General features: G+C 67.1%; 25 protein-coding genes and 2 tRNA genes. 11 read left to right on the top strand and 16 right to left on the bottom strand.

Annotated elements, in window-relative coordinates:
* The first annotated feature begins 88 nt into the window (after nucleotides 1-88).
* Together engB and ACOZ32_RS04475 are read left to right on the top strand one after the other, a co-directional pair.
* Nucleotides 89-709 (top strand): GTP-binding protein EngB, encoded by a 621-nt coding sequence (gene engB / locus ACOZ32_RS04480; RefSeq protein WP_010903933.1) that lies wholly within the window; start codon nucleotides 89-91, stop codon nucleotides 707-709.
* A 192-nt stretch (nucleotides 710-901) separates the two neighbouring features.
* The gene (locus ACOZ32_RS04475; RefSeq protein ID WP_010903932.1) at nucleotides 902-1,663 is read left to right on the top strand and encodes a coenzyme F420-0:L-glutamate ligase; all 762 of its coding nucleotides are present in this window, start codon (nucleotides 902-904) and stop codon (nucleotides 1,661-1,663) included.
* 9 nt (nucleotides 1,664-1,672) lie between these two features.
* Here ACOZ32_RS04475 and ACOZ32_RS04470 read toward each other — a convergent pair whose 3' ends face one another.
* Nucleotides 1,673-1,873 carry a hypothetical protein gene (locus tag ACOZ32_RS04470; protein WP_136360980.1) on the bottom strand — a complete coding sequence of 67 codons (201 nt, stop codon included), beginning with the start codon at nucleotides 1,871-1,873 and terminating at the stop codon, nucleotides 1,673-1,675.
* Between the two features lie 152 nt (nucleotides 1,874-2,025).
* Here ACOZ32_RS04470 and yciH point away from each other — a divergent pair, with 152 nt between their 5' ends.
* Complete coding sequence (yciH, locus tag ACOZ32_RS04465) at nucleotides 2,026-2,319, top strand: stress response translation initiation inhibitor YciH (RefSeq protein ID WP_010903930.1); 294 nt, start codon at nucleotides 2,026-2,028, stop codon at nucleotides 2,317-2,319.
* 64 nt (nucleotides 2,320-2,383) lie between these two features.
* Here the strand turns inward: yciH and ACOZ32_RS04460 are convergent, their stop codons facing one another.
* The 3 genes from ACOZ32_RS04460 to ACOZ32_RS04450 form a co-directional block, all read right to left on the bottom strand.
* Nucleotides 2,384-2,746: a rhodanese-like domain-containing protein gene (locus tag ACOZ32_RS04460; protein WP_136360979.1), complete on the bottom strand. Its 363-nt coding sequence runs from the start codon at nucleotides 2,744-2,746 to the stop codon at nucleotides 2,384-2,386.
* 53 nt (nucleotides 2,747-2,799) lie between these two features.
* Entirely contained in the window at nucleotides 2,800-2,994 is a 195-nt protein-coding gene (locus ACOZ32_RS04455) for a heavy-metal-associated domain-containing protein (protein ID WP_010903928.1), read from the bottom strand.
* Nucleotides 2,995-3,099: 105 nt separating this feature from the next.
* Nucleotides 3,100-3,678: an NUDIX hydrolase gene (locus ACOZ32_RS04450; protein ID WP_136360977.1), complete on the bottom strand. Its 579-nt coding sequence runs from the start codon at nucleotides 3,676-3,678 to the stop codon at nucleotides 3,100-3,102.
* Nucleotides 3,679-3,758: 80 nt separating this feature from the next.
* Here ACOZ32_RS04450 and ACOZ32_RS04445 point away from each other — a divergent pair, with 80 nt between their 5' ends.
* Nucleotides 3,759-4,196 (top strand): metal-dependent transcriptional regulator, encoded by a 438-nt coding sequence (locus ACOZ32_RS04445; RefSeq protein WP_235263061.1) that lies wholly within the window; start codon nucleotides 3,759-3,761, stop codon nucleotides 4,194-4,196.
* Here ACOZ32_RS04445 and ACOZ32_RS04440 read toward each other — a convergent pair.
* The 5 genes from ACOZ32_RS04440 to ACOZ32_RS04420 form a co-directional block, all read right to left on the bottom strand.
* The gene (locus ACOZ32_RS04440) at nucleotides 4,175-4,597 is read right to left on the bottom strand and encodes a DUF5809 family protein (protein ID WP_010903925.1); all 423 of its coding nucleotides are present in this window, start codon (nucleotides 4,595-4,597) and stop codon (nucleotides 4,175-4,177) included. The two genes, ACOZ32_RS04445 and ACOZ32_RS04440, sit on opposite strands and share 22 nt — an antisense overlap.
* Nucleotides 4,598-4,621: 24 nt before the next feature.
* The gene (locus ACOZ32_RS04435) at nucleotides 4,622-4,981 is read right to left on the bottom strand and encodes a DUF5810 domain-containing protein (protein ID WP_205251295.1); all 360 of its coding nucleotides are present in this window, start codon (nucleotides 4,979-4,981) and stop codon (nucleotides 4,622-4,624) included.
* Nucleotides 4,982-5,003: 22 nt separating this feature from the next.
* On the bottom strand, nucleotides 5,004-5,498 hold the full coding sequence (gene rimI, locus ACOZ32_RS04430) for a ribosomal protein S18-alanine N-acetyltransferase (protein WP_012289526.1): 495 nt from the start codon (nucleotides 5,496-5,498) through the stop codon (nucleotides 5,004-5,006).
* An 84-nt stretch (nucleotides 5,499-5,582) separates the two neighbouring features.
* Complete coding sequence (locus ACOZ32_RS04425; protein ID WP_010903922.1) at nucleotides 5,583-7,568, bottom strand: aconitate hydratase; 1,986 nt, start codon at nucleotides 7,566-7,568, stop codon at nucleotides 5,583-5,585.
* Nucleotides 7,569-7,739: 171 nt separating this feature from the next.
* A complete protein-coding gene (locus ACOZ32_RS04420; protein ID WP_010903921.1) occupies nucleotides 7,740-9,317 on the bottom strand; it encodes a S8 family peptidase in 1,578 nt (525 codons plus the stop codon).
* 134 nt (nucleotides 9,318-9,451) lie between these two features.
* Between ACOZ32_RS04420 and ACOZ32_RS04415 the strand changes: the two genes are divergently transcribed.
* Nucleotides 9,452-9,949 carry a deoxyuridine 5'-triphosphate nucleotidohydrolase gene (locus ACOZ32_RS04415; protein ID WP_010903920.1) on the top strand — a complete coding sequence of 166 codons (498 nt, stop codon included), beginning with the start codon at nucleotides 9,452-9,454 and terminating at the stop codon, nucleotides 9,947-9,949.
* Here ACOZ32_RS04415 and ACOZ32_RS04410 read toward each other — a convergent pair whose 3' ends face one another.
* Nucleotides 9,950-10,492, bottom strand: coding sequence for a DUF7504 family protein (locus ACOZ32_RS04410; RefSeq protein WP_010903919.1), 543 nt, complete (start codon nucleotides 10,490-10,492; stop codon nucleotides 9,950-9,952). It lies immediately after the preceding gene.
* Between the two features lie 158 nt (nucleotides 10,493-10,650).
* Between ACOZ32_RS04410 and ACOZ32_RS04405 the strand changes: the two genes are divergently transcribed.
* Nucleotides 10,651-11,112 carry a flagellin gene (locus ACOZ32_RS04405; protein ID WP_205251294.1) on the top strand — a complete coding sequence of 154 codons (462 nt, stop codon included), beginning with the start codon at nucleotides 10,651-10,653 and terminating at the stop codon, nucleotides 11,110-11,112.
* Nucleotides 11,113-11,204: 92 nt separating this feature from the next.
* On the opposite strand, the gene ACOZ32_RS04400 is transcribed toward ACOZ32_RS04405, so the two are convergent.
* The 4 genes from ACOZ32_RS04400 to ACOZ32_RS04385 all read right to left on the bottom strand — a co-directional run bounded on the left by ACOZ32_RS04400 (nucleotide 11,205) and on the right by ACOZ32_RS04385 (nucleotide 15,578).
* Nucleotides 11,205-11,276 (bottom strand) — tRNA-Ala (locus ACOZ32_RS04400).
* 302 nt (nucleotides 11,277-11,578) lie between these two features.
* Entirely contained in the window at nucleotides 11,579-13,720 is a 2,142-nt protein-coding gene (locus ACOZ32_RS04395; RefSeq protein WP_229373380.1) for a hypothetical protein, read from the bottom strand.
* 2 nt (nucleotides 13,721-13,722) lie between these two features.
* The gene (locus ACOZ32_RS04390; protein ID WP_424334964.1) at nucleotides 13,723-13,911 is read right to left on the bottom strand and encodes a hypothetical protein; all 189 of its coding nucleotides are present in this window, start codon (nucleotides 13,909-13,911) and stop codon (nucleotides 13,723-13,725) included.
* A 119-nt stretch (nucleotides 13,912-14,030) separates the two neighbouring features.
* The gene (locus tag ACOZ32_RS04385; protein WP_285255222.1) at nucleotides 14,031-15,578 is read right to left on the bottom strand and encodes a TrkH family potassium uptake protein; all 1,548 of its coding nucleotides are present in this window, start codon (nucleotides 15,576-15,578) and stop codon (nucleotides 14,031-14,033) included.
* 263 nt (nucleotides 15,579-15,841) lie between these two features.
* Between ACOZ32_RS04385 and ACOZ32_RS04380 the strand changes: the two genes are divergently transcribed.
* The 5 genes from ACOZ32_RS04380 to ACOZ32_RS04360 all read left to right on the top strand — a co-directional run bounded on the left by ACOZ32_RS04380 (nucleotide 15,842) and on the right by ACOZ32_RS04360 (nucleotide 20,513).
* A complete protein-coding gene (locus ACOZ32_RS04380) occupies nucleotides 15,842-16,705 on the top strand; it encodes a helix-turn-helix transcriptional regulator (RefSeq protein ID WP_424334963.1) in 864 nt (287 codons plus the stop codon).
* Nucleotides 16,706-16,794: 89 nt separating this feature from the next.
* Nucleotides 16,795-17,949, top strand: coding sequence for an ABC transporter substrate-binding protein (locus ACOZ32_RS04375; protein ID WP_424334962.1), 1,155 nt, complete (start codon nucleotides 16,795-16,797; stop codon nucleotides 17,947-17,949).
* Nucleotides 17,950-17,955: 6 nt separating this feature from the next.
* Complete coding sequence (locus ACOZ32_RS04370; protein WP_285255220.1) at nucleotides 17,956-19,035, top strand: FecCD family ABC transporter permease; 1,080 nt, start codon at nucleotides 17,956-17,958, stop codon at nucleotides 19,033-19,035.
* A 3-nt stretch (nucleotides 19,036-19,038) separates the two neighbouring features.
* Nucleotides 19,039-19,959: an ABC transporter ATP-binding protein gene (locus ACOZ32_RS04365; protein WP_235263135.1), complete on the top strand. Its 921-nt coding sequence runs from the start codon at nucleotides 19,039-19,041 to the stop codon at nucleotides 19,957-19,959.
* Between the two features lie 143 nt (nucleotides 19,960-20,102).
* A complete protein-coding gene (locus ACOZ32_RS04360) occupies nucleotides 20,103-20,513 on the top strand; it encodes a hypothetical protein (protein WP_205251291.1) in 411 nt (136 codons plus the stop codon).
* A gap of 59 nt (nucleotides 20,514-20,572) precedes the next feature.
* On the opposite strand, the gene ACOZ32_RS04355 is transcribed toward ACOZ32_RS04360, so the two are convergent.
* Together ACOZ32_RS04355 and ACOZ32_RS04350 are read right to left on the bottom strand one after the other, a co-directional pair.
* Nucleotides 20,573-20,645, bottom strand: a tRNA-Arg gene (locus ACOZ32_RS04355).
* A gap of 86 nt (nucleotides 20,646-20,731) precedes the next feature.
* Nucleotides 20,732-21,310, bottom strand: coding sequence for a 2Fe-2S iron-sulfur cluster-binding protein (locus tag ACOZ32_RS04350; protein ID WP_010903910.1), 579 nt, complete (start codon nucleotides 21,308-21,310; stop codon nucleotides 20,732-20,734).
* Nucleotides 21,311-21,313 lie beyond the last annotated feature (3 nt).

Below are 21,313 nucleotides of genomic sequence, written 5' to 3'. Positions count from 1 at the left end.
GGGGCTTGAGTTCCACCAAGACTCAAACACCGCTTTGACTGTTGGCGTGGGACGCATTACTTAACCGGGCTGGCGGGCTACCAACGGTATGTTCAAGGATCGGCCCGACCGCAGCGACGAAGTCGTGCTCGTCGGACGGTCGAACGTCGGGAAGTCGACACTGATGCGGGCGGTCACCGGCCACCAGGTGCCGACCGGCCAGAAGCCCGGCGTCACCCGCCAGCCGAACCATTTCGACTGGGCAAGCGAGGACTTCATGCTCACCGACCTGCCCGGGTTCGGGTACATGCAGGGCGTCGAGGACGGCCACGAGGAAGCGATCAAAACCGAGGTCGTCCGGTACGTCGAGTCGCACGCCGACAACATCATGGTGGGCGTGCTCGTGCTGGACGGGAAGGCCGCCGTCGACATCATCGACCGGCACAGCGGCGGGGACGAGATCCCCCACGTGGTCGAGCTGTACTACCTGCTTGAGGAGTTGGGCGTCCAGCCGGTGGTCGCGGTGAACAAGATGGATAAGGTCGACGACCGCGACGAGCGGCTCAACGACATCGCCGACCGCCTGGGGTTGTACCCGCCCTGGGAGCAGTGGCAGGACGTGATCGCGCCGATCACGGCCAAGAAAGACCGCATCGCCGCGCTGGAGGACGCCGTGAACAGCCACTTCGACGCCGCGAAGCGCGACGACCTCAAGCAGTTCTTCAGTTAGCCGGCGCTGCCGAGTCGGACAGTGGGCGACTCGGGAGAACGGCCTCGTCACAAGGGGCTCGGAGGGGGTAACTCCTCGTCACCGTCGCCCACGCTCGCCGGTTTGGGGGGCCGTGGACAAGACCCTTTCACTCCTGGCCGGGGTGGCGCGTGTATCGCTGGGGCTTTTGGGCGGTGTGTGCAACGCCAAGCCATGCATGCGTTCGCGGTGGATGGACTGCCGGAGATCGACGCCGGCGACGATCTCGCGGCGTTGGTGGCCGAGCGCGCCGACCTGACCGACGGGGACGTGGTGTGCGTGGCGAGCACGGTCGTGTCGAAAGCCGAAGGCCGCACGGCCGCGCTCGCGGAGTTCACGCCGGGACCGCGGGCCGAGGAGATCGCCGCGCGGCTGGCCGACGTGACCGGCGAGCAGAAGGACCCGCGGTTCGCGCAGGCCGTCATCGAGGAGGCGACCGAGGTCATCATGGACGCGCCGTTCCTGCTCACGGAAACGACGTGTGGACACGTCGGCGTGAACGCCGGCATCGACCGCTCGAACACCGGGGGTGCGGAGTTGCTGTTGTTGCCCAAACGGCCGGCGGAGAGCGCCGCGCGGATTCAGGCGGGGCTCGCGGCCGACGTGGGCGTGGTGGTGACTGATACGTCGGGGCGGCCGTTCAGGCACGGACAGCGCGGCGTGGCGCTGGGCTGGGCGGGGCTGCCTGCGGCCCGGGATTGGCGCGGAGAAACCGACCGTGACGGCCACGAGCTGGCGGTGACGGTGGAAGCAGTCGTGGACGAGCTGGCGGCGACCGCGAACCTCGTGTCCGGCGAGGGCGACGACGGAACGCCGGTGGTCGTCGTGCGGGAGTTCGAGTTCGGCGACCACGACGGCAGCGAGCAGCTGTTCCGGGCGGTCGACGGTGACTTCGTGCGGCAGGCGCTCCGCGGCTGGACGTTCGACGGCGCGTGAGCGGCGACGTTAGCGGCGCTGCTGGGTGGTCGCGGAGTCGGGAACGAGCGGCGAAATCAGCCCCCCGACGGCGAGCGCGCCGAACGCGCCCGCGGCGGCGGTCACGAACAGCGCGCCGAAGAGGATGCCGATCGCCGAGAGGGGGTCGGTGGTGGCAGCCGTCGTGAAATGTTCGACCATCGTGACGAGGTTGTCGATGATCCAGACCATACGTCGACTGGGGTGGCTGGCGTCTTGAGTCCTCCGGGACTGCGTGGCCCCCGCCCACCGATCACCGTGGGCGGTCGACGGCGGCGAATACAGCCGCGTGCCGTCTCGTCGCCGATAGTGTTTAATATACGGATTTCGTACCCGTTCGTGTAATGTCGGAAGTCTGCTCGACGTGCGGGTTGCCCGAGGAACTCTGCGTCTGTGAAGACGTCGCCAAAGAGTCCCAGCAAATCGAAATCCGCATCGACGAGCGCCGCTACGGGAAAGAAGTTACCGTTATCGAAGGATTCGACCCGAAGGATGTCGACCTCGACAGCCTGTCCTCGGACCTCAAATCGAAGTTCGCGTGCGGGGGGACCGTCGAGGACGGCGAAATCGAGTTGCAGGGCAACCACTCGGGTCGCGTGGAGGATTTCCTCCGAAACAAGGGCTTTAACGTCGCCTAACCCCACGTCGACGCTCGCTTCTTCGTTCAGGTGCCGACGCCACAGCGGCTGGACCGGGCCGCCGTCAGAACGGGGCGTCCGTCTCGGGGCCTTCGTCGGCGGCGGTGTCGGAGGACTGTTCGAGGTCGCCCGGCCAGCCGTCGATCCCACACGCCAGGCTCTCGACCTGGGTGTCCGCGCTGACGCCCTCGTAGGAGGCGATCAAGCGGGCGGCCTGCTTGCTGGATTTGCCGTGCGGGCAGACTGTCACGACGCGGTCGGCGCCCGCCAGCTGGTCGACCCGTTGGGGGAGTTCCTGGAAGGGGATGTTCTCGCTGCCCGGGATATGCCCGCGGGCGAACGCCGGCGGGGTCCGGATGTCGACGATCCGGAGCGCGTCGTCGTCCAGCACTGCCGCGAGGTCGTCCGCGGAGAGTTCACCGTCCATCCCCTCGGGGTCGGCGGTCCGCGGACGTATGGCTTCCGGTCGTGGCGACCGGGTTACGGCGCTACTGTGTACCCCGCGTCGTCGATGGCCGCGACGACGGCGTCGGTGTCGGCGGTCCCCTCGTAGCTGACGGTGTCGGTGTCGGCGTCGGCTGTCGCGTCCGTGACGCCGTCCAGGTCGGTGAGCGCGTCCGTGACGGTTTGCTCGCAGTGCGCACAGGACATGTCGGTGACGGTCAGCTCTGTCATACAGTGTGGTGTAGGCCCGGCGTGTTTTTCGCGGTTTCCCTTCAGAATCCACAGCCACGCCCCGGGCCGCGCTTTGGAGTGTGAATCGGTCGGCGAAGAGAGCGGTTACAGGTGGCCGTCGGCGTCGGCCAGCAACAGCCCCTCGATGGTGGCGTCGTTGGCGGGTGGCGTGCGCGCGACCGTCAGGGCCTCCGCGACCGGGACGCGCTCGACGGAGAGGAACTCGTTGTCGTCGAGGTCGCGGTCGGTCGCCGTCAGGTCCTCGGCGAAGACGATGCCGCGCTTGTGACGGAGCACGCCGGTGGCCGTCCAGAACTCCTCCAGGAGCGTGACGGTGTCCGCCTCGAAGCCGGTTTCCTCGCGGAGTTCCCGGCGGCCCGCCGCAACGTAGGACTCGCGGGTTGGGTGCGGTGCAACGGCGTCGGTCGGCGTGGCGTCGGCGGTGTCCTCCTCGACGATGCCCGCGACCAGCTCCATGCACTGCTTGCGGATGGTGGGACGGTACTGGTCGACGAAGAGCACGTCGTTGTCGTCGACGGCGACGACGACAACTGCCGGGGGCAGGTCAGCCCAGTAATACTGTTTCTCGGTGCCGTCGGGCTGTTCGACGCGGTCGTACCCGCCGTCGTACCAGGTCGTCTCGTACTCGGTGCGGGATTCGACGAGTGGCCAGTCGTGGCTCATACGGCGACCATCACGACCCAGTTACTAAGCCCCACGCACGTCAGGCACAGATTTTTACGTCAGTCTGAGAAGACGAATATATGCCAGCAGCGACAGTGTCGCGGGCCGACAATCGCTATCTCACAGCCATCTTCATCGTCGGGACGGTCGAGGACTGCCGCGCGGAGACCGGGGCCGTCGCGGCCGAACTCGATGTCTCCCCCAGCACGGTCACCGAGCGGTTCCGTGACCTCGCGGCGCGCGACCTCGTCGACTACGAGCGCTACCAGGGCGCGACACTGACAGACCGCGGCGAGCGGATCGCCCGAACGCTCGCCTGGAAGCGGTGTCTCGCACACCACTTCAGCGCCGACGAACTGGACCTCCCCGCCGACACCGCCGATGAGCTGGGCGGCGCGCTGTCGGCGGACGCCGCGGCCGCGCTCCGCGAACACATCGACCACCCGTGTGGGGCGGAATGCCGGGCGCCGGCGGTTCGGCTGCCCGAGTGTACGGTTTACTCCACGGCCTCCCGGTAGTACTCGCCGAACGCGATCCGCCGCAGCGTCGCCACCGCCGCGTCCGCCTCCGCCTCGAAGGTCGCCGCGACGATCGCGTCCGCGAACGGCACGTAATGCCAGACCGCGTTGGCCACGTCCTGGCTGCCGTGCTGGACGACCTCGGCGTCGGGATGCTCGGTGCGGGCCGCCGCGAACTCCTCGTAGGAGCCGACCGCGACCACGAGCAGCGACGCGAACACCGCCTCCCGAGCGGTTTCGACGACGCTGCTGGTGACGCGGTCGTCGTACTCGGCTTTCGAGAACTCCATCTCGCGGGCCGTCGCTTTCGTGACTGCCTGGGCGGCGGGTCCGACCGCCTCGAACCGTGCTTTCGCGTCGGCAACTGTCTCCGGTGCGAACACGCCGCGCGTCTCGGTCATACCTACGTTCCCGGCGGCCGGCACTTATTCGTTTTCGGAGTCGCCGTTGTCGTCGGCTGACGACGCGTACATCGCGGCCGTGAGTTCGCGCGCCTCCGCCAGCACGTCATCGCTGTCGGCAGCGCTGGCGTCGACCGAAGCGCGCGCTCCGGCGGGCGCGTCGTGCGTGTGCGCCTCGGACACCGGCTCGGCGTCGGTCTCGGTGGCGTGGCCGACCACAGTGTCGGCCAGCTCCGCGGGGCCGCTGTCCGCCCACCCGGGGGCGTGCTCGTCGAGCCACGCCTCGTGGTCGCCGCCCCGCGTCAGGGCGGTGAACGCCACGTGGTTCGCGAGGTGCTCGCCGTCGGCCGTCTCGACGCCGCAGACCGGACACAGGTAGCCCATACCACACCCGTCGGGCTCACCGCTAAAACCCGTCACGGTCCGCCAGGCGCACGGCCATGACCCCGGCGTCCTCCCCGTCGGCGTAATACTCCGGAAGCCGCCGGATGTACTCGAAGCCGAACTCCTCGTAGAGGTGTCGAGCCACCTCGTTGCTCTCCCGCACTTCGAGTTTGACGGTGTGTGCGCCCTGCCCCGCCAGCGCCGCCACCCCCCGCGACAACAACAGCCGCCCGATGCCGTCGCCCTGGCGCGTGGAGCGCACGGCGATGTCCTTGATGTGGCCGAGCGGCCGCCCGTGGCCCGGAATGGTGTCCCCGACGACGTAGCCCGCGACGCTGTCCAGCCCGGACTGCTCGGCCGCCACCAGGAACCCGGCCGTGTCCAGCTGCCGCTCGAAGGCCGCGTACGGCCACGGATGCGAGAACACGGACTGCTCGATGCGAACGATGGCGAGCAGGTCCGCGCGCGTCGCCTGCCGCACCCACACGTCCGGATCACCGCGTTGAACCGCCGTCACACCGCGGCATACGTCACGGTTGGGTTTATCACCTACGGCCGACACACGTGGTCGAAAAACGCGTTGTGGACCGACTACCGGCAGTCAGTCGTCGGCGGGCGCGGCGCCCGAGCCCTCGCTGTGGCGCTGCTTCGTCAGCGACAGCTTGCCACCGGCGGCGAGCGTGCGGCGCTCGCGCTCCGAGGCGTCGAGGGTCGCGGTCGCCTCCCAGTCGTCGTTCACGCGGACCGTGAACTCCTCCTGGCCGTCCGCGACGGCGGCCGCAACGTCGTCGACGACCTCGACGTCGTCGCCCTGCTCGATGCGGGCGTACGTCTCCTCGTCGATGTTCAGCGGCAGGATCCCGAAGTTGAAGAGGTTCGCCTTGTGGATGCGGGCGAAGCTCTGGGCGAGGACGGACTCCACGCCGAGGAACATCGGGCACATCGCCGCGTGCTCGCGGGAGGACCCCTGCCCGTAGTTCTCCCCGGCAACGAGCACGCCGCTGTCGGCTGCCTTCGCGCGCTCGGCGAACGTGTCGTCGATGCGCGAGAGGGTGAACTCCGAGAGCCGCTCGATGTTCGAGCGGAACTTCAGGATGTCGGAGGTCGCCGGAATGATGTGGTCGGTCGTGATGTTGTCCTGCATCTTCAGCAGGGTCTCACCACGCACGTCCGCACCCAGCGGGTCTTTGACCGGTACACTGGAGATGTTCGGGCCCTTGATGAGGTCGTCGTCGATGGACTCCTCGGGCGTGATGATGTCGGTGTCGCCCGCCCCGTAGCCGCCGGAGTACGAGGTCCCCATCTCGAAGCCGGGGGCCTCGAGGTCACCGAGGTCATCGGAGAGGTCGCGCGGATCGACGATCTCGCCGGCGATCGCCGACGCGGTCGCGACCTCCGGCGAGCAGAGGTACACGGAGTCGTCCTCGATGCCCGACCGGCCCTCGAAGTTGCGGTTGAACGTCCGGAGGCTCACCGAATCGGAGGCCGGCACGTGACCGATGCCGATACAGGCACCGCACGTCGCCTCGCTGAAGTTCACGCCGGCGGCCATCATCTCGGCCGTCCAGCCCTCGCGGGCGAGCATCTCGGAGGCCTGCTTGGAGCCCGGCGCGACGATCATCTCGGTGTGCTTGGAGACCTCGCGGCCCTCCAGCATCTTGGCGGCCGGCAGGACGTCCTCGTAGGCGCCGTTCGTGCAGGAGCCGACCATGACCTGTTCGACCTCCTGGCCCGCGACCTCGCGGACCGGGACGACGTTGTCGGGCATCGACGGCTCTGCGATGAGCGGTTCGAGATCCGAGAGGTCGACGACGATCTCGTCGGCGTACTCGGCGTCGGCGTCGGCCTGGAGGTCGACGAACTCGTCTTCGCGGTCGAACCGGGCGAGCCAGTCTTCGGTGCGGTCGTCCGTCGGGAAGATCGAGGACGTCGCACCGAGCTCGGTGCCCATGTTCGTGATGGTGGTTCGCTCCGGGACGGACAGCGACTCCACGCCAGGCCCGGTGTACTCAAGCACCTTGCCGACGCCACCCTTCACGGAGAGGCGGCGCAGGAGCTCGAGGATGACGTCTTTGGCGGTGGCCCACTCGGGGAGCTCGCCTTCGAGCCGGACGTTGACGACCTCGGGCATCTCGACGTAGTACGCGCCGCCGCCCATCGCGACGGCGATGTCGATGCCGCCCGCGCCGATGGCGAGCTGGCCGAGACCGCCGGGGGTCGGCGTGTGGCTGTCGGACCCGAGCAGGGTCTTGCCGGGCGCGGCGAAGTTCTCCTTGTGGACGTTGTGGCAGATGCCGTTGCCAGGCCGGGAGAAATACGCGCCGTAGGTGCCGGCGGCCGACCGCAGGAAGCGGTGGTCGTCGGTGTTCTTGAAGTCGAACTGGTAGGTCTGATGGTCGCAGTACTGCGCGGCGAGCTCGGTCTGGACTTCGTCCATTTCGAGTGCCTCGAACTGCAGCCAGACCATCGTCCCAGTGGTGTCTTGGGAGAGCGTCTGATCGATCTCGATGCCGATCTCCTCGCCGGGCTGGAGGTCGCCCTCGACGAGGTGGTCATCGAGAATTTTTTCGGTAAGCGTCTGTCCCATAGCGACCTAAAATGGTCCGTCTACGATTATAAATCCCGTGTGTTTCAGGCGTTAGCGTCCGTCCTAATACACACGGAGCGTCCTTAATTGGGTCATGTGCACAACCCACAAAAGAACGCAGCACCGGGGGAACGTCCCCCGGCGAGGACAGTCAGAATCGCGTCCGGTCGATTACTTGTACTCGGTGACGGTGACGGTGAGGTCACCGCGGCCGCTGTAAGCGTACGCGAGCACGTTCAGATCCACGGACGTGTCCGGGTTGTCGATGGTGATCGACTCCTGGGAGCCGGTCGTCCACGACCGGAACTCGTAGCTCGACGTGGTCGGACAGGCGTTGGTGCTCGTGTTCGCGTAGAGGTCGAAGTCCGCGTTCCCCGGGCCATCGAGTTCGATGACGACCTGGCTCGGGTTGCTGTACTCGTAGGAGAACGACCAGCAGTTGCTGTCTCCACGGCCGCGCAGCGAGCCGGAGACGCTCGACGACGTCGAGTCGCCGCCGCCACCGCCACCGCCGCCGCCACCGGAGCCGGGATCGGTGTTGACGGCGTTGGCGGCGTCGACGCGACCAGCGCCCTGCTGGCGGTCGGACAGCCCGATGTCGACGGCGGTTGCCTTCAGGTGATTGCGGAGTTCGGCGTTCGAGAGCTCCCACTGTGCGAGCGTGAGCCCCGCGACGCCGGCGACAACGGGTGTGGCCATCGACGTGCCGGAGATCGATTCGTAGTCGTCTGCCGTCCACGTGGACAACACGTTCGTCCCGGGGGCGGCCAGGTCGATCTTCGGCCCGTAGTTGGAGTACGACGCCAGCGACTCGTCGGGGTCGAGCGCGCTCACGGCGAGCACACCGCCGTACGCGGCGGGGTACGAGACCGAGCCGCTCCCGTCGTTGCCGGCCGCGGCGACGACGAGTGCGCCCTGGTTGGCCGCGTACGTGACGGCGTTTTGCATCGTGTTCGTGTATCCGCCGCCGCCGAGCGAGAGGTTGATGACGTCAGCGCCCTCGTTGGCCGCCCACGTGATTGCGTCGGCGATGTCCGCCGTGGATCCGGAGCCACGCTCGGAGAGAGCACGGCCGGCGATCACGCTCGAGTTCCCGATCCCGGTGACGCCGTTGCCGTTGTTGACTTCGGCAGCGGCGATGCCGGCGACGTGCGTGCCGTGGATCTCCTCGTTCAGCGAGTCCGGATACGGGTCGCCGTCGTCGTCGACGAAGTCGCGGCCACCGTTGGACACCGAGCGGTCGATGTTGCCGTCGAGGTCCGGGTGGTCGTATTTTACACCCTGGTCGACGACGCCGATCGTGACGCCTGCATCGCCGGTCGTGGTGTCCCACGCCTCGGGGGCATTGACCTGCTGGTCGGCGTACTGATCGCCGAAGCGTGGGTCGTTGGGCACGAGTTGTGCCTGCAGTTCGACGTTCTGCTCGACGTACTTGATTGTGTCACGCGATTCGAGTCGGTCGACGAACTGCTTGCGCACTGACTCGGGGGCGTCGGCTGGCAGGCCCACAACGGCGGTGTTGAGCCGTTCCTGCACGCTGCCGACTTGCTCTTGGCCCTGCAGATACTGCTCGACGTGCTGCTGTGGGTCGTCTTCGACGTTGGACACGCCGACGATGTACTCGCTGCGGTCGGAGTTCCAGGGGTCGTCGGACTCCCCGGCGCTGACGCCGACCAGTGCGACTGACCCGGCGGCCGCACCGGTCGCGGTCAGGAAACTACGCCTCGTGACGTTGGTATTGTCTGCCATCCCACTCGCCAGGACAGTGTACACTTACTTAATATTTTTCGCTAGAAACTGTGATTTATATAGTTATAAATTGAAATGAACAGGCGAAGAGTGGAATCGAAACCGATTCCAGGCGGCCCCACCGAACGGCAGGCATGTACGAACGGGGGGCGTTCGTCGCTGACCACGTCGAGCCGGTTGCCGACGACCAGATCCAGCCGAACGGGGTCGACCTCACAGTCGATGCCGTCCTCGAACAGACCGAGCCCGGGCGCATCGACACCGACGGCAAAACCATCGGCGACCGCAGCCCGGTCACGCCGACCGCCGACGAGGACAGCACCGACACCACGGTCACGATCCAACCCGGGACGTACATCCTCCAGTACGCGGAGACCATCACCATCCCCGAGAACCACGTTGGGTTCGTCTATCCACGGTCGTCGCTGATGCGGAACTCCTGTATGCTGCATTCGGCCGTGTGGGACGCCGGATACACCGGCCGCGGCGAAGGCCTGTTCGAGGTGCACCACGAGATCACGATCGCGCGTGGCGCACGCGTCGCCCAGCTCGTGTTGGCGACCGGAGACCACGAAAACACCTACGACGGGAGCTACCAGCACGAGCGCACGGACACCCGTCCTGGCGAGTAGTCACACGCGCTCGTCGAACAGCGGGAGGAGCGTCTTGACCGTGTCCGCGGGCAGATCGTGCGCCGCGATGGAGGCGACGAGCCGGCCGTCGACGGCTCGCGCCCGGGCCACGAGCGCGTGGAGGAATCGGAACACCGCTTCAGGGTCGGTCACAGCCACGCTGCGTTCGAGTCCGTCGAGATACACCGTGGGGTCGTGTGTTTCCCACGCACCCAGGTACGCGTGGACGATGACGCCAACCGTGGCCATGTCGCAGCCGTTCGGCGGCGTGGCCGGAAGCTGAATCGGGGCGGCGTCCGTGTGCGCTGCGGGCGAGGAGCGCGCGGTCGCGGTGCGCACGTCCCCACTGCCGGCGGTCACTGCGGCGACGCGGTCCTTGTTCGCGCCCCACCGGCGAATCCAGGTCTCGGCGTCGAAGGCGTAGGTCACACCGACGGCCGTCGAAGCCGTGCGTGGGTCCGCGTCGACTGCAGTGACATCCGGTTCGGTCACGATCACAGCGTCTGCCTCCCGTGGTCGGCATTCCCCTCCCATGCCAGTCATTACCGCAAGCGTGTCAACGGTGGAATGTAAAGCTTGTCAAACGGTATGCATTAGCGTGACGCTGGGCGTGCGATGTCGCGCGCGAACGAACATTCAAGCCGATCGGGTTGCAGAACAACAACGATGGCACGACCCGCGGCAACAGGGGTGAGCGACTGATGGCCTCCGTCTCCTCGGCCCACCTCGTGTTGTTCATCGCCGCGATCCTGTTCTCGGCCGCGCTCGCCGGTGCGCTCACGGACAGTGCCACCATCATCGGCGACAGCGTCAACGACGCCGCCGACACCGACGCCGCACACGCCAACACCGCGTTCAGCGTCGTCAGCGATCCGGGTGCGCCGAACAGCGTCTACAACGACACCACGGATACGCTCACGATCCTCGTGAAGAACACGGGGGACAGCACGCCCCTGAGCGACCCCAGAGACATCACTGTGCTCGTCGACGGGGAGTATCAAACACCCGCGAGTACGGCGGTCGTGAGCGCGAACGCTGACACCTGGCGGCCGGGCACGCTGCTGCGCGTGGAGGTGACTGTTGATCTGGCACCGAACACGGAGACCCGGGTCGTCGTCGACACCAACGGCCACCGCGATCACTTCACGTTCACCACGTCGTAGCCCCTGGGCCACTCGGCTGTGGACTGCGGGCGGCGTGTGCGGCCCAGTGCCGAACAATGGCGGCGCTGGTGGGCGATGGGATGGGAGAAGGATGGACTCGCTGGGATTTGAACCCAGGGCCTCTTCCTTGCGAAGGAAGCGATCTACCGCTGATCTACGAGCCCGCATACTGGTTGAGCCGGTGGCTGTACTTCAGACTTCTGCTTCAGCGTGCGTGTTCGATGGTGAGTCACAGCACAAGCGGCGGAGACCCGTTGGTCGAAACGCGACTGGGGGCTGTGGCTGTAGTGGATCAGTTGGCCAGATATAATTGCACGCAAAATAAAAGTAAGTTTTGAGTAGTCTGATATAGAAAATTTCAACTGCGTGGACCGGATACTAACGATTGCAATGCCACGAGACACCCCCCGCACGTCACGAAAGAAGCGAGCGAACACGCCCGAGCACACCGCGAACGGAGTTGTGGTTAAGGGTCCGTAGAGCACGGAGAGACCTCGAGTGGAGGGGCCCAATGGAGGGACCCATCCAGTACAACCGGCATCTGACTATCTAGATCGAGAAACGACTGCACTTCCTGTGCAGCCGCTGTAACGGTAGGAGTACAGCCGGCGTAGAGCTGTTGAGAGAGTGCATCGAAGTTCGGGCTGTAGATACCCCCAAGGCTGTCGTGCTCTGAGGGGAACATTTCAACGGAGAACCGATACCGCTGAGAGCTGTCTGAGGAGGCCGTAGTCAAGTGAGCAACCACTGGGATGCCGCTCTTGCTCTGTGCAACCTGATAGCCCCCATCACCGAGAACCATGTACTTGTCGTCGGCACGCCCGTACCGCTGGACGATCGCGAGCGCGGACCGGGGCGAAAACCCCTGGTTGACGAACCGGGCGATGTTCTGGCCGATGAGCATCGCCGCGTCGTTGCCGATCGGGCGCACTGTGATGATCCCCGCCTGAGACCCCGCGTCGATGAACGCACGGCCGAGCTCGTACGACGAACACCCGTTCAACAGGAACACGCGTGGCGGCGTCGTCGTGGCGGCGATCTGATCGAACGAGAGCGCGCCGTCCGTGCACACGAACTGGGTGCCGTCCCGGACGTGACCGATGTAGTGAAAGAAATCGGTGTCACCCATTGACGTGAGCACGTCGGCGAGCTCCGCCCGGGTAGCGTTGCGCGCAACCGAAACGTCGAATTCGAGGCCGTCGCGGTTCCCGTACAGCGAGAACTCGCTGTATTCGTCCCACATGTCGTCCTCGTTGCACACCACGTTGACCGAGACGGAGTCGGTCGAAGAGTGGCTGAACCGGGCGTCGTAGGCGTCGGCGATCAGCTTCGTGTCGCCGACTGGAACCCCCGGGCCGATGTACGACGTCTCCATGGTGTCCGTCTCGGGCACCGCGACGAACTCGTCGGGGATCACACCGTGGCCGCGGGTGTCCGATGCGGTGTCGGTCGTGGAGCGCATGAACTCGTCGACGGCCGCCGAGAGCGCGGGCGCTGAGTCCGGCGTGGCGTCGGGAAGCGTGCGGACGACCGCCAGGTCGTTCGCGAGGAAGGACAGATGCTCGATGGGGCGAGGGTCGTCGGCGACCATGACCGTATGCCGCCACCGGGGTGCCGCCGCGAGCACCGTCTCCTGGGGGTACTCGGTGTACGCTTGCAGGCGAGCGGCCAGAGGCATGTCATAGAGCCGCTGCAGGTCGTCCCGCGTCCAGTCGAAGGCGGCCGTGAGTGTGTCTCGGGCGGGCGTGTCCAGGTCGTAGAGCCCGACGGACCGAACCACGCAGTCCAGCGTGAACACGTGCTTGAGGAGGGCCCCGGCGGCCCGGCCGAGCGTGTCCCGCGGGAACGTCGCGATCTGGTGCCCGCCGGCGGTCACGGACGGCGTCGACGACGGTTCGAGGCGGGCCCCCAGATAGAACGCGAGCGGCGTGACCGCGTACACGGCACCGAGCTCCGGCGGCACGCCGACAGTCACGTCCACGTCCGGGCGGGACAGGCTGTGGGTGGTCGAGTCGGGCTGGCCGACGGTCAGTCGGGGCGGGTGGCCCCGAAGCGTCGGCCACGACCGCTCTGGCGACGGCGTCTGGAGGGCCGCGCCGAACTGTTCGACTGCCGCCATCACGTCCACCGGGTCGGTGGTGGTTGTGATCTCGCCGATCGGGTGGGAGTGCTGGCTCCGGACGCCGATCTGGAGGTCGTGTGCGTCCGGGAAGCTGACCGTGACGTCGTCGAGTGTCATCGTCACCGTGGTGGTCGTCCCGCCGGGCACTCGGACGTACGTCCGGACCGGCGTTTGGAACTCCAGGAGGCGTGGGTCGTCGTGTGAGACGGTGACCGACTGGGGTTCAGTGAGGGCGTCGAGGGGGTCGCCCGTGGCGTCATCGCGGATGAACACCATGCTCGGCTTGGCGGTAGTGAGCCGGTCGGTGTGGACGCGCGCGGCTTCCTCGACGGGAAAGAGGAACGTGGACGGATCCGTCGGCGTCGGCGTGACCCGGGTCGGCGTGCGCATGACGACGCGTCGGTTGTAGATGTTGTCGTTCAGCGCCAGGCCGGTGTGGCCGTCGGACAGCGGAACGACCATTTCGAGGCAACTGGCCGCTGGCACGGTTACACCGTCCACCCCCAGTTGGGTGTGGCGGCACACCTGTGGGGCGGTCGCAGCGGCTCGGCGACGCGGTGACGCAGGGGGAGTGCGTGCAGTCCACACCGATCCAGGGTACCGGCGGCCGCAAGCATCTCGGAGCCGAAGCCGGCGGGCTGGCGGCGCGTGTATAACAAACCCCCGACCATTCTCATGAGTTGTGTGTGCACGGTTCGTTCATAAAGCTTAGCAACACGATGAAAGAACGTTAGAACGCGCTCGGAGCGACCGCCAACCGCACACCCGGGGTCGGCGGAGTGCGTGTGCGAACGCCTCACCGGTAGAAGTCGCCGTGTCGGAGCACGGCGCTGATGAGCACCGCGATGGGGATGATCTCCAGGCGGCCGACCCACATGTTGATGATGAGCATGCCCTTCGCGAGGGCGGGCATTCCCGGGCTGGTGATGCCGGCATCGAGTCCGACGTTGCTCTGCGCGCTCATCACGTCGAAGAGTACGTATTCAAGCGGGTGCTGTGGTGAGAGCGCGGCCAGTAACACGGCAACCCCGATGGCGAGGAACGCCAGCCACAGCACGAACACGAGCGTTGCCTCGGCGTACTCGCGTTGGGCTTGGTGCTCGCTGAGCTTCCGGTCGCCGATTCGGAGTGACCGGATCGCGGACGCCGGGCGGAACACGTCCCGGATCTGCCAGGCCGTCCCCTTGATGAGGGTGATCACGCGGATGAGCTTGATGCCGCTGACGGTTGAGCCGGCGGCAGCGCCGGTGAGCATCCCGAGGCACGCGAACAGCGTGGGGCCGGTCTGCCAGACGCGTTCGGTGCCGCGGCCGATCGTCGTGGTTCCGAACCCGGTGTTCGAGGTGGCGGACACGAACTGGAAGAGGCCGATACGGAACGACGCCGCAAGCGAGTCGTACTGGCCGGTGTAGAACAGGAGCGCCGACAGCACGGCCGCCCCCACGGCGAACCAGGCCACGACCCACCGCGTCTGGAGGTCCGCGTACACGTTTCTGAGGTCGCCCGTGAACAGCAGGTAGTGGACGGGGAACGCGATGCTGCCCGCGATCATGATGGGGACGGTGGCGTACTCGATGGCGGGGGAGTTGTACGCGCCGATGGAGCCGGCGCGCACCGCGAAGCCGCCGGTTGCGATCCCGGTCATGCCGTGGTTGATGGCGTCCCAGGGTGGCATGCCGGCCAGGAGCAGCAGCGCGATCGCACCCAGCGTGAGGCCGACGAAGAGCCGCCAGATCTCCTGGACCGTGGTGATGATGCTGGGGTGGATCTTCTCCGAGCGCGCCTCGCTCTCGTAGAGCGTGTACGAGCCGCTGCTTCCGTCGCCCCGGCGCAGGATGGCGACGGTGAGCACGATGACGCCGACGCCGCCAACCCACTCGGTGAGCGACCGCCACCAGTGGAGTGCCCGCGGGAGGTCGCCCTCGGTGGTGGCCATGGTCAGGCCGGTTCCAGTGAACCCGCTGATCGTCTCGAAGACGGCGTTCAGCGGGTGCAAGAACACCCGCGTTGTCGCGTTCAGGGGCGGTGTCAGCCCGGGCAGCAGTTGGAGGCGCATCGTCCACGCCACCAGGACGAACGGTAGCGCGCCCAGGACCCCGACGACGGCCCACGCGGTGGCCGCGGTCACCATGGCGTCGGGTTTTTTCGGCGGTCGGGCGCCCCGACAGAGCCGCGCCAGCCCAGTCCCGATGCCGCCCATGACGGCTGCGGAGACGACGAACGCCGGGATCGCGAAGAACTCGCCGTTGACCGCGACAACGGCGACCGAGGCGGCCAACAGCAGCGACACGGCCTGGAGGATGCGGCCGACGTCGCGGCCGACTGTGTCTACGGCGACGTGCATCCGGTGTCACGGTGGGTCTGGCTGGGCATGCTGTGCGTTGCGGTCACCCCGAGTGTGCGCGGCGCGGGAGACGGACGGATGTGTCACCTGGGAGGTAGCGGACCGGCACAGGATAAGGGTTGGCGTTCCGGCCGGACTGCGTCGGACAGTCGGCCACGCGGGAGCCCGAGGGGGAGGGCGGACAGTGCCACGCGCCGCTGACACCGCCGTGTGGGAAGTACAAAGGTGTTTAGGCGGCCCTAAACTAGGGCGGGGCGTGACCTATGAACGACACCACGGACGCGTGCACAGCACCACACGACGACTGCGGGATAGCCGGTGAGACGCTGGAGACGGTGGCGTTTCTGGCACGCTCCGAGCACCGACTCGGCGTCCTCGCGTTGCTGGACGGCACCGCGCGGACGCGGAGTGACCTCGAAGCCCACACCGACGCGACACGGGTGACGCTGAGTCGGGTGCTCAACGATCTCACCGAGCGCAGCCTGATCGAACACGACCCGTCGTCGAACGCGTACACACTGACGCAGTTCGGCGCGCTGGTGTACCGGGACTTCGACCGGCTGCTGGGGACCGTTGCGGTCGGGCAAGCGCTGCCGTCGGTGATCAACAGGCTGCCCGTCGACTGGTTCGGCTTCGACCTGCAGTGTCTCGCCGGCAGCGAGCACGTGGGCACCGAGCAGGCCGACCCGCTGGCCGCCGCGCGCGTCGTTGCGGGGGCGGTGGGGGCGGCGGACTCGTGTCGGTCGCTGCTCGGGACGTTCATTTCGCTGCCGATGTACACCTTCGGGGAGGCCGTCCGGAAGGGCACAGCGCCGTCGGTAACGGTGATCGCGGATGCCGAGGTGGCGGCCACCATGACCGAGGACGCGGCGCTGCGCGAACGCTGGGAGGCCATCGAGGCGGGGACCGACCGAACCACGTACTACCGGATCGGGGAGCGTGTCCCGTGCAGTGTTGATCTCATCGACGGGGAGACGGTGTTTCTGACTGTGAACCGCCACCAGGACGCTGGGTTCGACGTTCTGCGGTCGACACACCCGGACGTGGTTGCGTGGGCTCACGCCACGATCGAGTCCATGCAGGCGGGAGCGGTCCCGCTGTCGCAGGCCGCGCGTGCCGATGACTGACCGTGGCCACAACACGGTGTGAACAGTGTTCGCGGCGTGATGGACTGTGCAGGAGGAATCACTAAGGCTGTTTAGGTTGGCCTAAACATATGGCGCGAAGACGGCAGATCCTCGCCGGGGGCGCGAGCCTCATCGCAGCTAGTCTCGCCGGCTGTACGTCCAGCCAATCGCCGACCGACGACGGTTCGACCACCCAGACGGACGCGGGGTCCGATTCGTACACGGTGACAGTCGAGCCGAACCCCCCACACACCTTCGAGTCGGTGCCCGAAACCTACGCCGCGATCCCCAGCGTCTGGATGGACATCGGGATGGCGCTGGGCATCCAGCCGTCGGCCACCGCCAGCCTCGGCCGCGCCCCGCTGAAGTTCTACGACGCGCTGCCGGACGTCGCGTTCCACAAAGCCGAGATCGAACAGCTCGCGAGCGACTCCGAATCCGGCTACGACAAGGAGAACTTCTACGCCGCGGACTGTGACGTCCACCTCATCGACCCGCGGATGCTGAAGTTCTACGCGAACTGGACCGACGACGACATCGCAGCGATCGAGTCCAGTGCGGGTCCGTTCATGGGCTCCAGCATCCGGTTTGCGTCCTCCTCGGCCGTCGGTGACGGCCCCTTCTATGACCTCTACGAGGCCTTCGAGAAGGCCGCCGAGATCTTCCAACGCCGGGCCCGCTTCGAGGCCTGGCAGTCCATCAAAGCCGACCTCATGGACACCATCAGCGACGGCCTCCCCCCGGAGTCAGACCGCCCCACGGTGGCGGCCATCTGGCGCGGCGTCCGTCCCGACGCCGGGCAGTTCCGGATCGCGCCCCTCGATCCCGACCAGAACAACACGCTCACCTACCGCCGCCTCGGGATGCAGGACGCGTTCGCCGGCGCCGTCCCCGATGGCCCCATCGGCTACGAGGAGCTGCTGGACGTCGACCCGGATTACATCGGCGCGGTCGGCGGGCTCACCTCCCAGACCCACGCGGAGTTCGTCGACACCGTCGTCGAGCCCTTCGAAGCCAACCCCAACGGGCAGCAGCTCACCGCCGTCGAGAACCGGAACCTCGTGCGCACCGGCGGCCAGTTCATGGGACCGATCGTCGACCTGTTCTCCACGGAGGCCCTCGCGAAAATGGTCTACCCCGACGCCTTCGGCTCGTGGCCGGGCTCACCGACGGAGATCCCCGCGTCCGAGCGCCTCTTCGACAGACAGCGCGTCGCGGACGCCATCAACGGCGTCGGGCTGTAGGCAGCGATGACAGCCAACACGGACGCGTCGGCCACGCGGCGGCTCGCCACGCTCGCCGCTGGCAGCCTCCTCGTGGTGCTTGCCGCGACGCTGCTGCAGGTGAGCTTCGGCGCGTACCCGATCCCGATCGCGGACGCGTGGCACACCGTCTTCGACCCCGAAATCTGGTCCAGCACGGACGTCTGGCGGGCGTTCCTGCTGGGCGGCCGGCTCCCCGAATGGCTGTCCCGCCGGCAGGTCGTCGTGTGGAACATCCGACTCCCCCGCATTCTCGTCGGCACGCTGGTGGGCGCGAACCTCGCGGTGTCCGGCGCGATCTTCCAGATCGTCACCCGCAACGAGCTCGCCAGCCCCTACATCCTCGGCGTCAGCAACGGCGCGGGCATGGTCGTATTGCTCACGCTCACGCTGTTCTCGGGGCTGCTCCCGGTGATGCCGCTGCTGGCGGCGCTGGGCGGCGCAGTGGCGTTCCTGATCGTGTACGCGATCGCGTGGAAGAACGGCACCAACCCCGTCCGGCTGGTGCTCGCCGGCGTCGTCGTCAGCACCGTCTTCGGCTCCGTGCAGCGCGCGCTGTTCTTCTTCATCGACAACCTCGGGGTCGTGATGTCCGCCCAAACGTGGCTGTCGGGATCACTGCTGGGGACCGACTGGGCGCAGGTCCGCATCGCGTTGCCGTTCACGGTGCTTTCGCTGGCGCTTGCGTTCCTCGTGACCAACGAGCTCGACGTGCTGTTGCTCGGCGAGGAGACCGCGGAGTCGCTGGGCATGCCCGTTGAGAAAGTGCGGTTCGGCGTCGCCGGGATCGCCATCCTCTCGACGGCGGCCGCGATCGCCGTCGCGGGCCTCATCGGCTTCGTCGGCCTGATCGTCCCCCACATGGTGCGCAACATCGTCGGGAACAACACCCGCGACCTGCTTGCCGGCTGCGTGGTGCTTGGCCCGGCGCTGCTGGTTGGCGCGGACGTCGGCGCGCGCCTCGCGTTGGACCCGGTGCAGTTGCCCGTCGGCATCATCACGGGCCTGGTCGGCGGCCCGTACTTCCTGTACCTGATGCGGCGAACGGAGAACCTCGGTGACATCTGACTCATGACACGACAACCCGCGAACGACGCGACTGGAACCGACACGCCCGATCGCGGACTCAGCGGCACGGACCTCGTGGTGCGATATCCGGGCGGTGACGACCCCGTCATCGACGGCGAGTCCGTGACCGTGCCGGTCGGCGACGTGACCGCGCTCATCGGGCCGAACGGCAGCGGCAAAAGCACGCTGTTGAACGCGCTGGCGAACAAACACAGCCCGGCCGACGGCACAGTGCTGTTGGACGGCCACACCGTCGACGAACTGGGCTCCAAGGAGCTCGCGCGGCGACTCGGCTTGCTCTCCCAGGAGAACGTCACGCCGGGCGGGATCTCGGTGCGCGAACTCGTCGAGCGCGGCCGCTACCCCCACCAGGGGTTTTTCGACTCGCTGACCGACGCGGACCGCGCCGCCGTCACGGACGCGCTCCGCGTGGCCGGCGTCGACCACCTCAGCGGGCGCGACGTGGGGAGCCTGAGCGGCGGCCAGAAGCAACTCGTCTGGATCGCGATGGCGCTCGCCCAGGACACCGACGTGTTGTTGCTGGACGAGCCGACGACGTTCCTGGACCCACACCACCAACTCGAAGTGATGGACATCATCCAGGCGCTGCGCGACGACCACGACACGACGGTCGTGGTCGTCCTACACGACATCAATCAGGCCGCGCGCTACGCCGACCACGTGATCGCGCTCAAGGACGGCACGATCCACGCCCGTGGGCAGCCGGCCGACGTCGTCACGAAAGAGACGCTGCGAACGGTGTTCGACATCGAAGCCACGGTGTCGACCACCAGCCACGGCATGCAAGTGGTGCCCATTGAGGCGTTACACGACGAGGACGGCACCGACCACGAGCACGCGCCCGGGAGTCGGACGCCCACCCGGGAGACCGCTGCGGACGGCGGGACACCGCCCGCGGAGTGAGGGCGGCGGATGCGGACGCCACTGTGGGCGCGGTGCAGGCGCGTGATCCGGGGCCGGGGCGTGCACACCGGCTGGTGTGAGTGTCCCAGCCGTGGTAAACAGAAACACCTATGGATGGAAAATGGTGAACCACGTGATAGATTATGACTGTTACTGATCGCGGACTCCTGATCGCGGTCGCGGGCGGAGTGCTGAACCTCGCTGTCATGACCCTGCACAGCCAGCCGATCATCGCCACCGCCGCTGCGGACCAGTCCGGTGGTCTCGGTGTGTTGGGGATCTGGGCGCTGGTGTTGGTCGGGCCGTGGCTGCTGGGCGCTATCCCCACGCACATGTACGCCGACCACGGCGCGGTCTGTCCGCTGCTTGCAACGGGCGTGCTGACCGGGGCGTGTCTCTGGAACGGCATCACAGCACCCCCATCCGAGTCGCTCACCAGCCTGTACTACGAGGCGTGGCCGTTTTTCCTCGTGGTGCTCGTGGTTGCGGGCATCGCCGAGCGGTGTCTCCGAACGGGCCACGCGATGGACAGCAACCGCTCCAGCCAGGAGTGACACACCACCGGGCGCGGACCACCGGAGCCGGTGGAGGAGCCGCGATGGAACGCAGAACACGGGCGCGAAGGGATTTGAACCCCTGACATCTTGGTCCGGAACCAAGTGCTCTGTCCGCTGAGCTACGCGCCCACACGTGCACATAGCAGGGTGGTCGGTATAACCGTTGTGAGTCGGCCCGGGCGCGCCGCGGCGGGGAAAAACGGGTGCCGCGTGCGTCAGGGCGTCTCGTCGGTTTCGATGGAGAACGACGCCGTCGGGTGCGCGGTACAGGTCAACATATACCCCTCTTCGATCTCGGCGTCACCCAGCGACTCGTTGTTCGAGTGGCGGATATACTCGGCGGCGTCCTCGCCGTCAGCGACGCGGCCACTGCAGGAGACACACTGGCCCTGCTGGCAGGCGTACGGGAGGTCCCAGCCCTCGTCGACGCCGGCATCGAGGATGCTCTCGTTGCTCGCGACCTCGATGGTCTCGCCTTCCTTGACGTACTCGATCTCGTAGTACTCGACGTCGTCGTCGGCGATCGCGTCCGGATCGAAGCCGTCGTCTTCCTCCTCGCCGTCTTCGAGTTCCGACTCGGCACCGCCAGCGACAGCGCCCGCGCCCCCGCCGCCCCCGATGGAGCGGTTGTACGGCTCAGGGAAGTCCGTCTCCGGCACTGTGGACGCACGGTGTTCGAGGACGTCCTGTGCGATGTCCTCCGCGGGCGGCTTGGATGAGCCCTTCGCGAGATGCAGGACGACGAACAACAGTGTCACCCCCAGGCCGAGCGTGACACCCAGTGTGGTAACCATGCG

This window comes from Halobacterium sp. MBLA0001 (assembly GCF_049705385.1).
GTDB lineage: Archaea > Halobacteriota > Halobacteria > Halobacteriales > Halobacteriaceae > Halobacterium > Halobacterium salinarum.
The sequence above is the reverse complement of the archived record's forward strand: the minus strand, read 5'-3'. Positions and strand labels throughout refer to the sequence as shown.

Excerpts from the sequence above, each read along its gene's own strand:
- engB (WP_010903933.1), top strand. The coding sequence starts at position 89 with ATGTTCAAGGATCGGCCCGACCGCAGCGACGAAGTCGTGCTCGTCGGA.
- ACOZ32_RS04475 (WP_010903932.1), top strand. The coding sequence starts at position 902 with ATGCATGCGTTCGCGGTGGATGGACTGCCGGAGATCGACGCCGGCGAC.
- ACOZ32_RS04470 (WP_136360980.1), bottom strand. The coding sequence starts at position 1,873 with ATGGTCTGGATCATCGACAACCTCGTCACGATGGTCGAACATTTCACG.
- yciH (WP_010903930.1), top strand. The coding sequence starts at position 2,026 with ATGTCGGAAGTCTGCTCGACGTGCGGGTTGCCCGAGGAACTCTGCGTC.
- ACOZ32_RS04460 (WP_136360979.1), bottom strand. The coding sequence starts at position 2,746 with ATGGACGGTGAACTCTCCGCGGACGACCTCGCGGCAGTGCTGGACGAC.
- ACOZ32_RS04455 (WP_010903928.1), bottom strand. The coding sequence starts at position 2,994 with ATGACAGAGCTGACCGTCACCGACATGTCCTGTGCGCACTGCGAGCAA.
- ACOZ32_RS04450 (WP_136360977.1), bottom strand. The coding sequence starts at position 3,678 with ATGAGCCACGACTGGCCACTCGTCGAATCCCGCACCGAGTACGAGACG.
- ACOZ32_RS04445 (WP_235263061.1), top strand. The coding sequence starts at position 3,759 with ATGCCAGCAGCGACAGTGTCGCGGGCCGACAATCGCTATCTCACAGCC.
- ACOZ32_RS04440 (WP_010903925.1), bottom strand. The coding sequence starts at position 4,597 with ATGACCGAGACGCGCGGCGTGTTCGCACCGGAGACAGTTGCCGACGCG.
- ACOZ32_RS04435 (WP_205251295.1), bottom strand. The coding sequence starts at position 4,981 with ATGGGCTACCTGTGTCCGGTCTGCGGCGTCGAGACGGCCGACGGCGAG.
- ACOZ32_RS04425 (WP_010903922.1), bottom strand. The coding sequence starts at position 7,568 with ATGGGACAGACGCTTACCGAAAAAATTCTCGATGACCACCTCGTCGAG.
- ACOZ32_RS04420 (WP_010903921.1), bottom strand. The coding sequence starts at position 9,317 with ATGGCAGACAATACCAACGTCACGAGGCGTAGTTTCCTGACCGCGACC.
- ACOZ32_RS04415 (WP_010903920.1), top strand. The coding sequence starts at position 9,452 with ATGTACGAACGGGGGGCGTTCGTCGCTGACCACGTCGAGCCGGTTGCC.
- ACOZ32_RS04410 (WP_010903919.1), bottom strand. The coding sequence starts at position 10,492 with ATGACTGGCATGGGAGGGGAATGCCGACCACGGGAGGCAGACGCTGTG.
- ACOZ32_RS04405 (WP_205251294.1), top strand. The coding sequence starts at position 10,651 with ATGGCCTCCGTCTCCTCGGCCCACCTCGTGTTGTTCATCGCCGCGATC.
- ACOZ32_RS04390 (WP_424334964.1), bottom strand. The coding sequence starts at position 13,911 with ATGAGAATGGTCGGGGGTTTGTTATACACGCGCCGCCAGCCCGCCGGC.
- ACOZ32_RS04385 (WP_285255222.1), bottom strand. The coding sequence starts at position 15,578 with ATGCACGTCGCCGTAGACACAGTCGGCCGCGACGTCGGCCGCATCCTC.
- ACOZ32_RS04380 (WP_424334963.1), top strand. The coding sequence starts at position 15,842 with ATGAACGACACCACGGACGCGTGCACAGCACCACACGACGACTGCGGG.
- ACOZ32_RS04375 (WP_424334962.1), top strand. The coding sequence starts at position 16,795 with ATGGCGCGAAGACGGCAGATCCTCGCCGGGGGCGCGAGCCTCATCGCA.
- ACOZ32_RS04370 (WP_285255220.1), top strand. The coding sequence starts at position 17,956 with ATGACAGCCAACACGGACGCGTCGGCCACGCGGCGGCTCGCCACGCTC.
- ACOZ32_RS04365 (WP_235263135.1), top strand. The coding sequence starts at position 19,039 with ATGACACGACAACCCGCGAACGACGCGACTGGAACCGACACGCCCGAT.
- ACOZ32_RS04360 (WP_205251291.1), top strand. The coding sequence starts at position 20,103 with ATGACTGTTACTGATCGCGGACTCCTGATCGCGGTCGCGGGCGGAGTG.
- ACOZ32_RS04350 (WP_010903910.1), bottom strand. The coding sequence starts at position 21,310 with ATGGTTACCACACTGGGTGTCACGCTCGGCCTGGGGGTGACACTGTTG.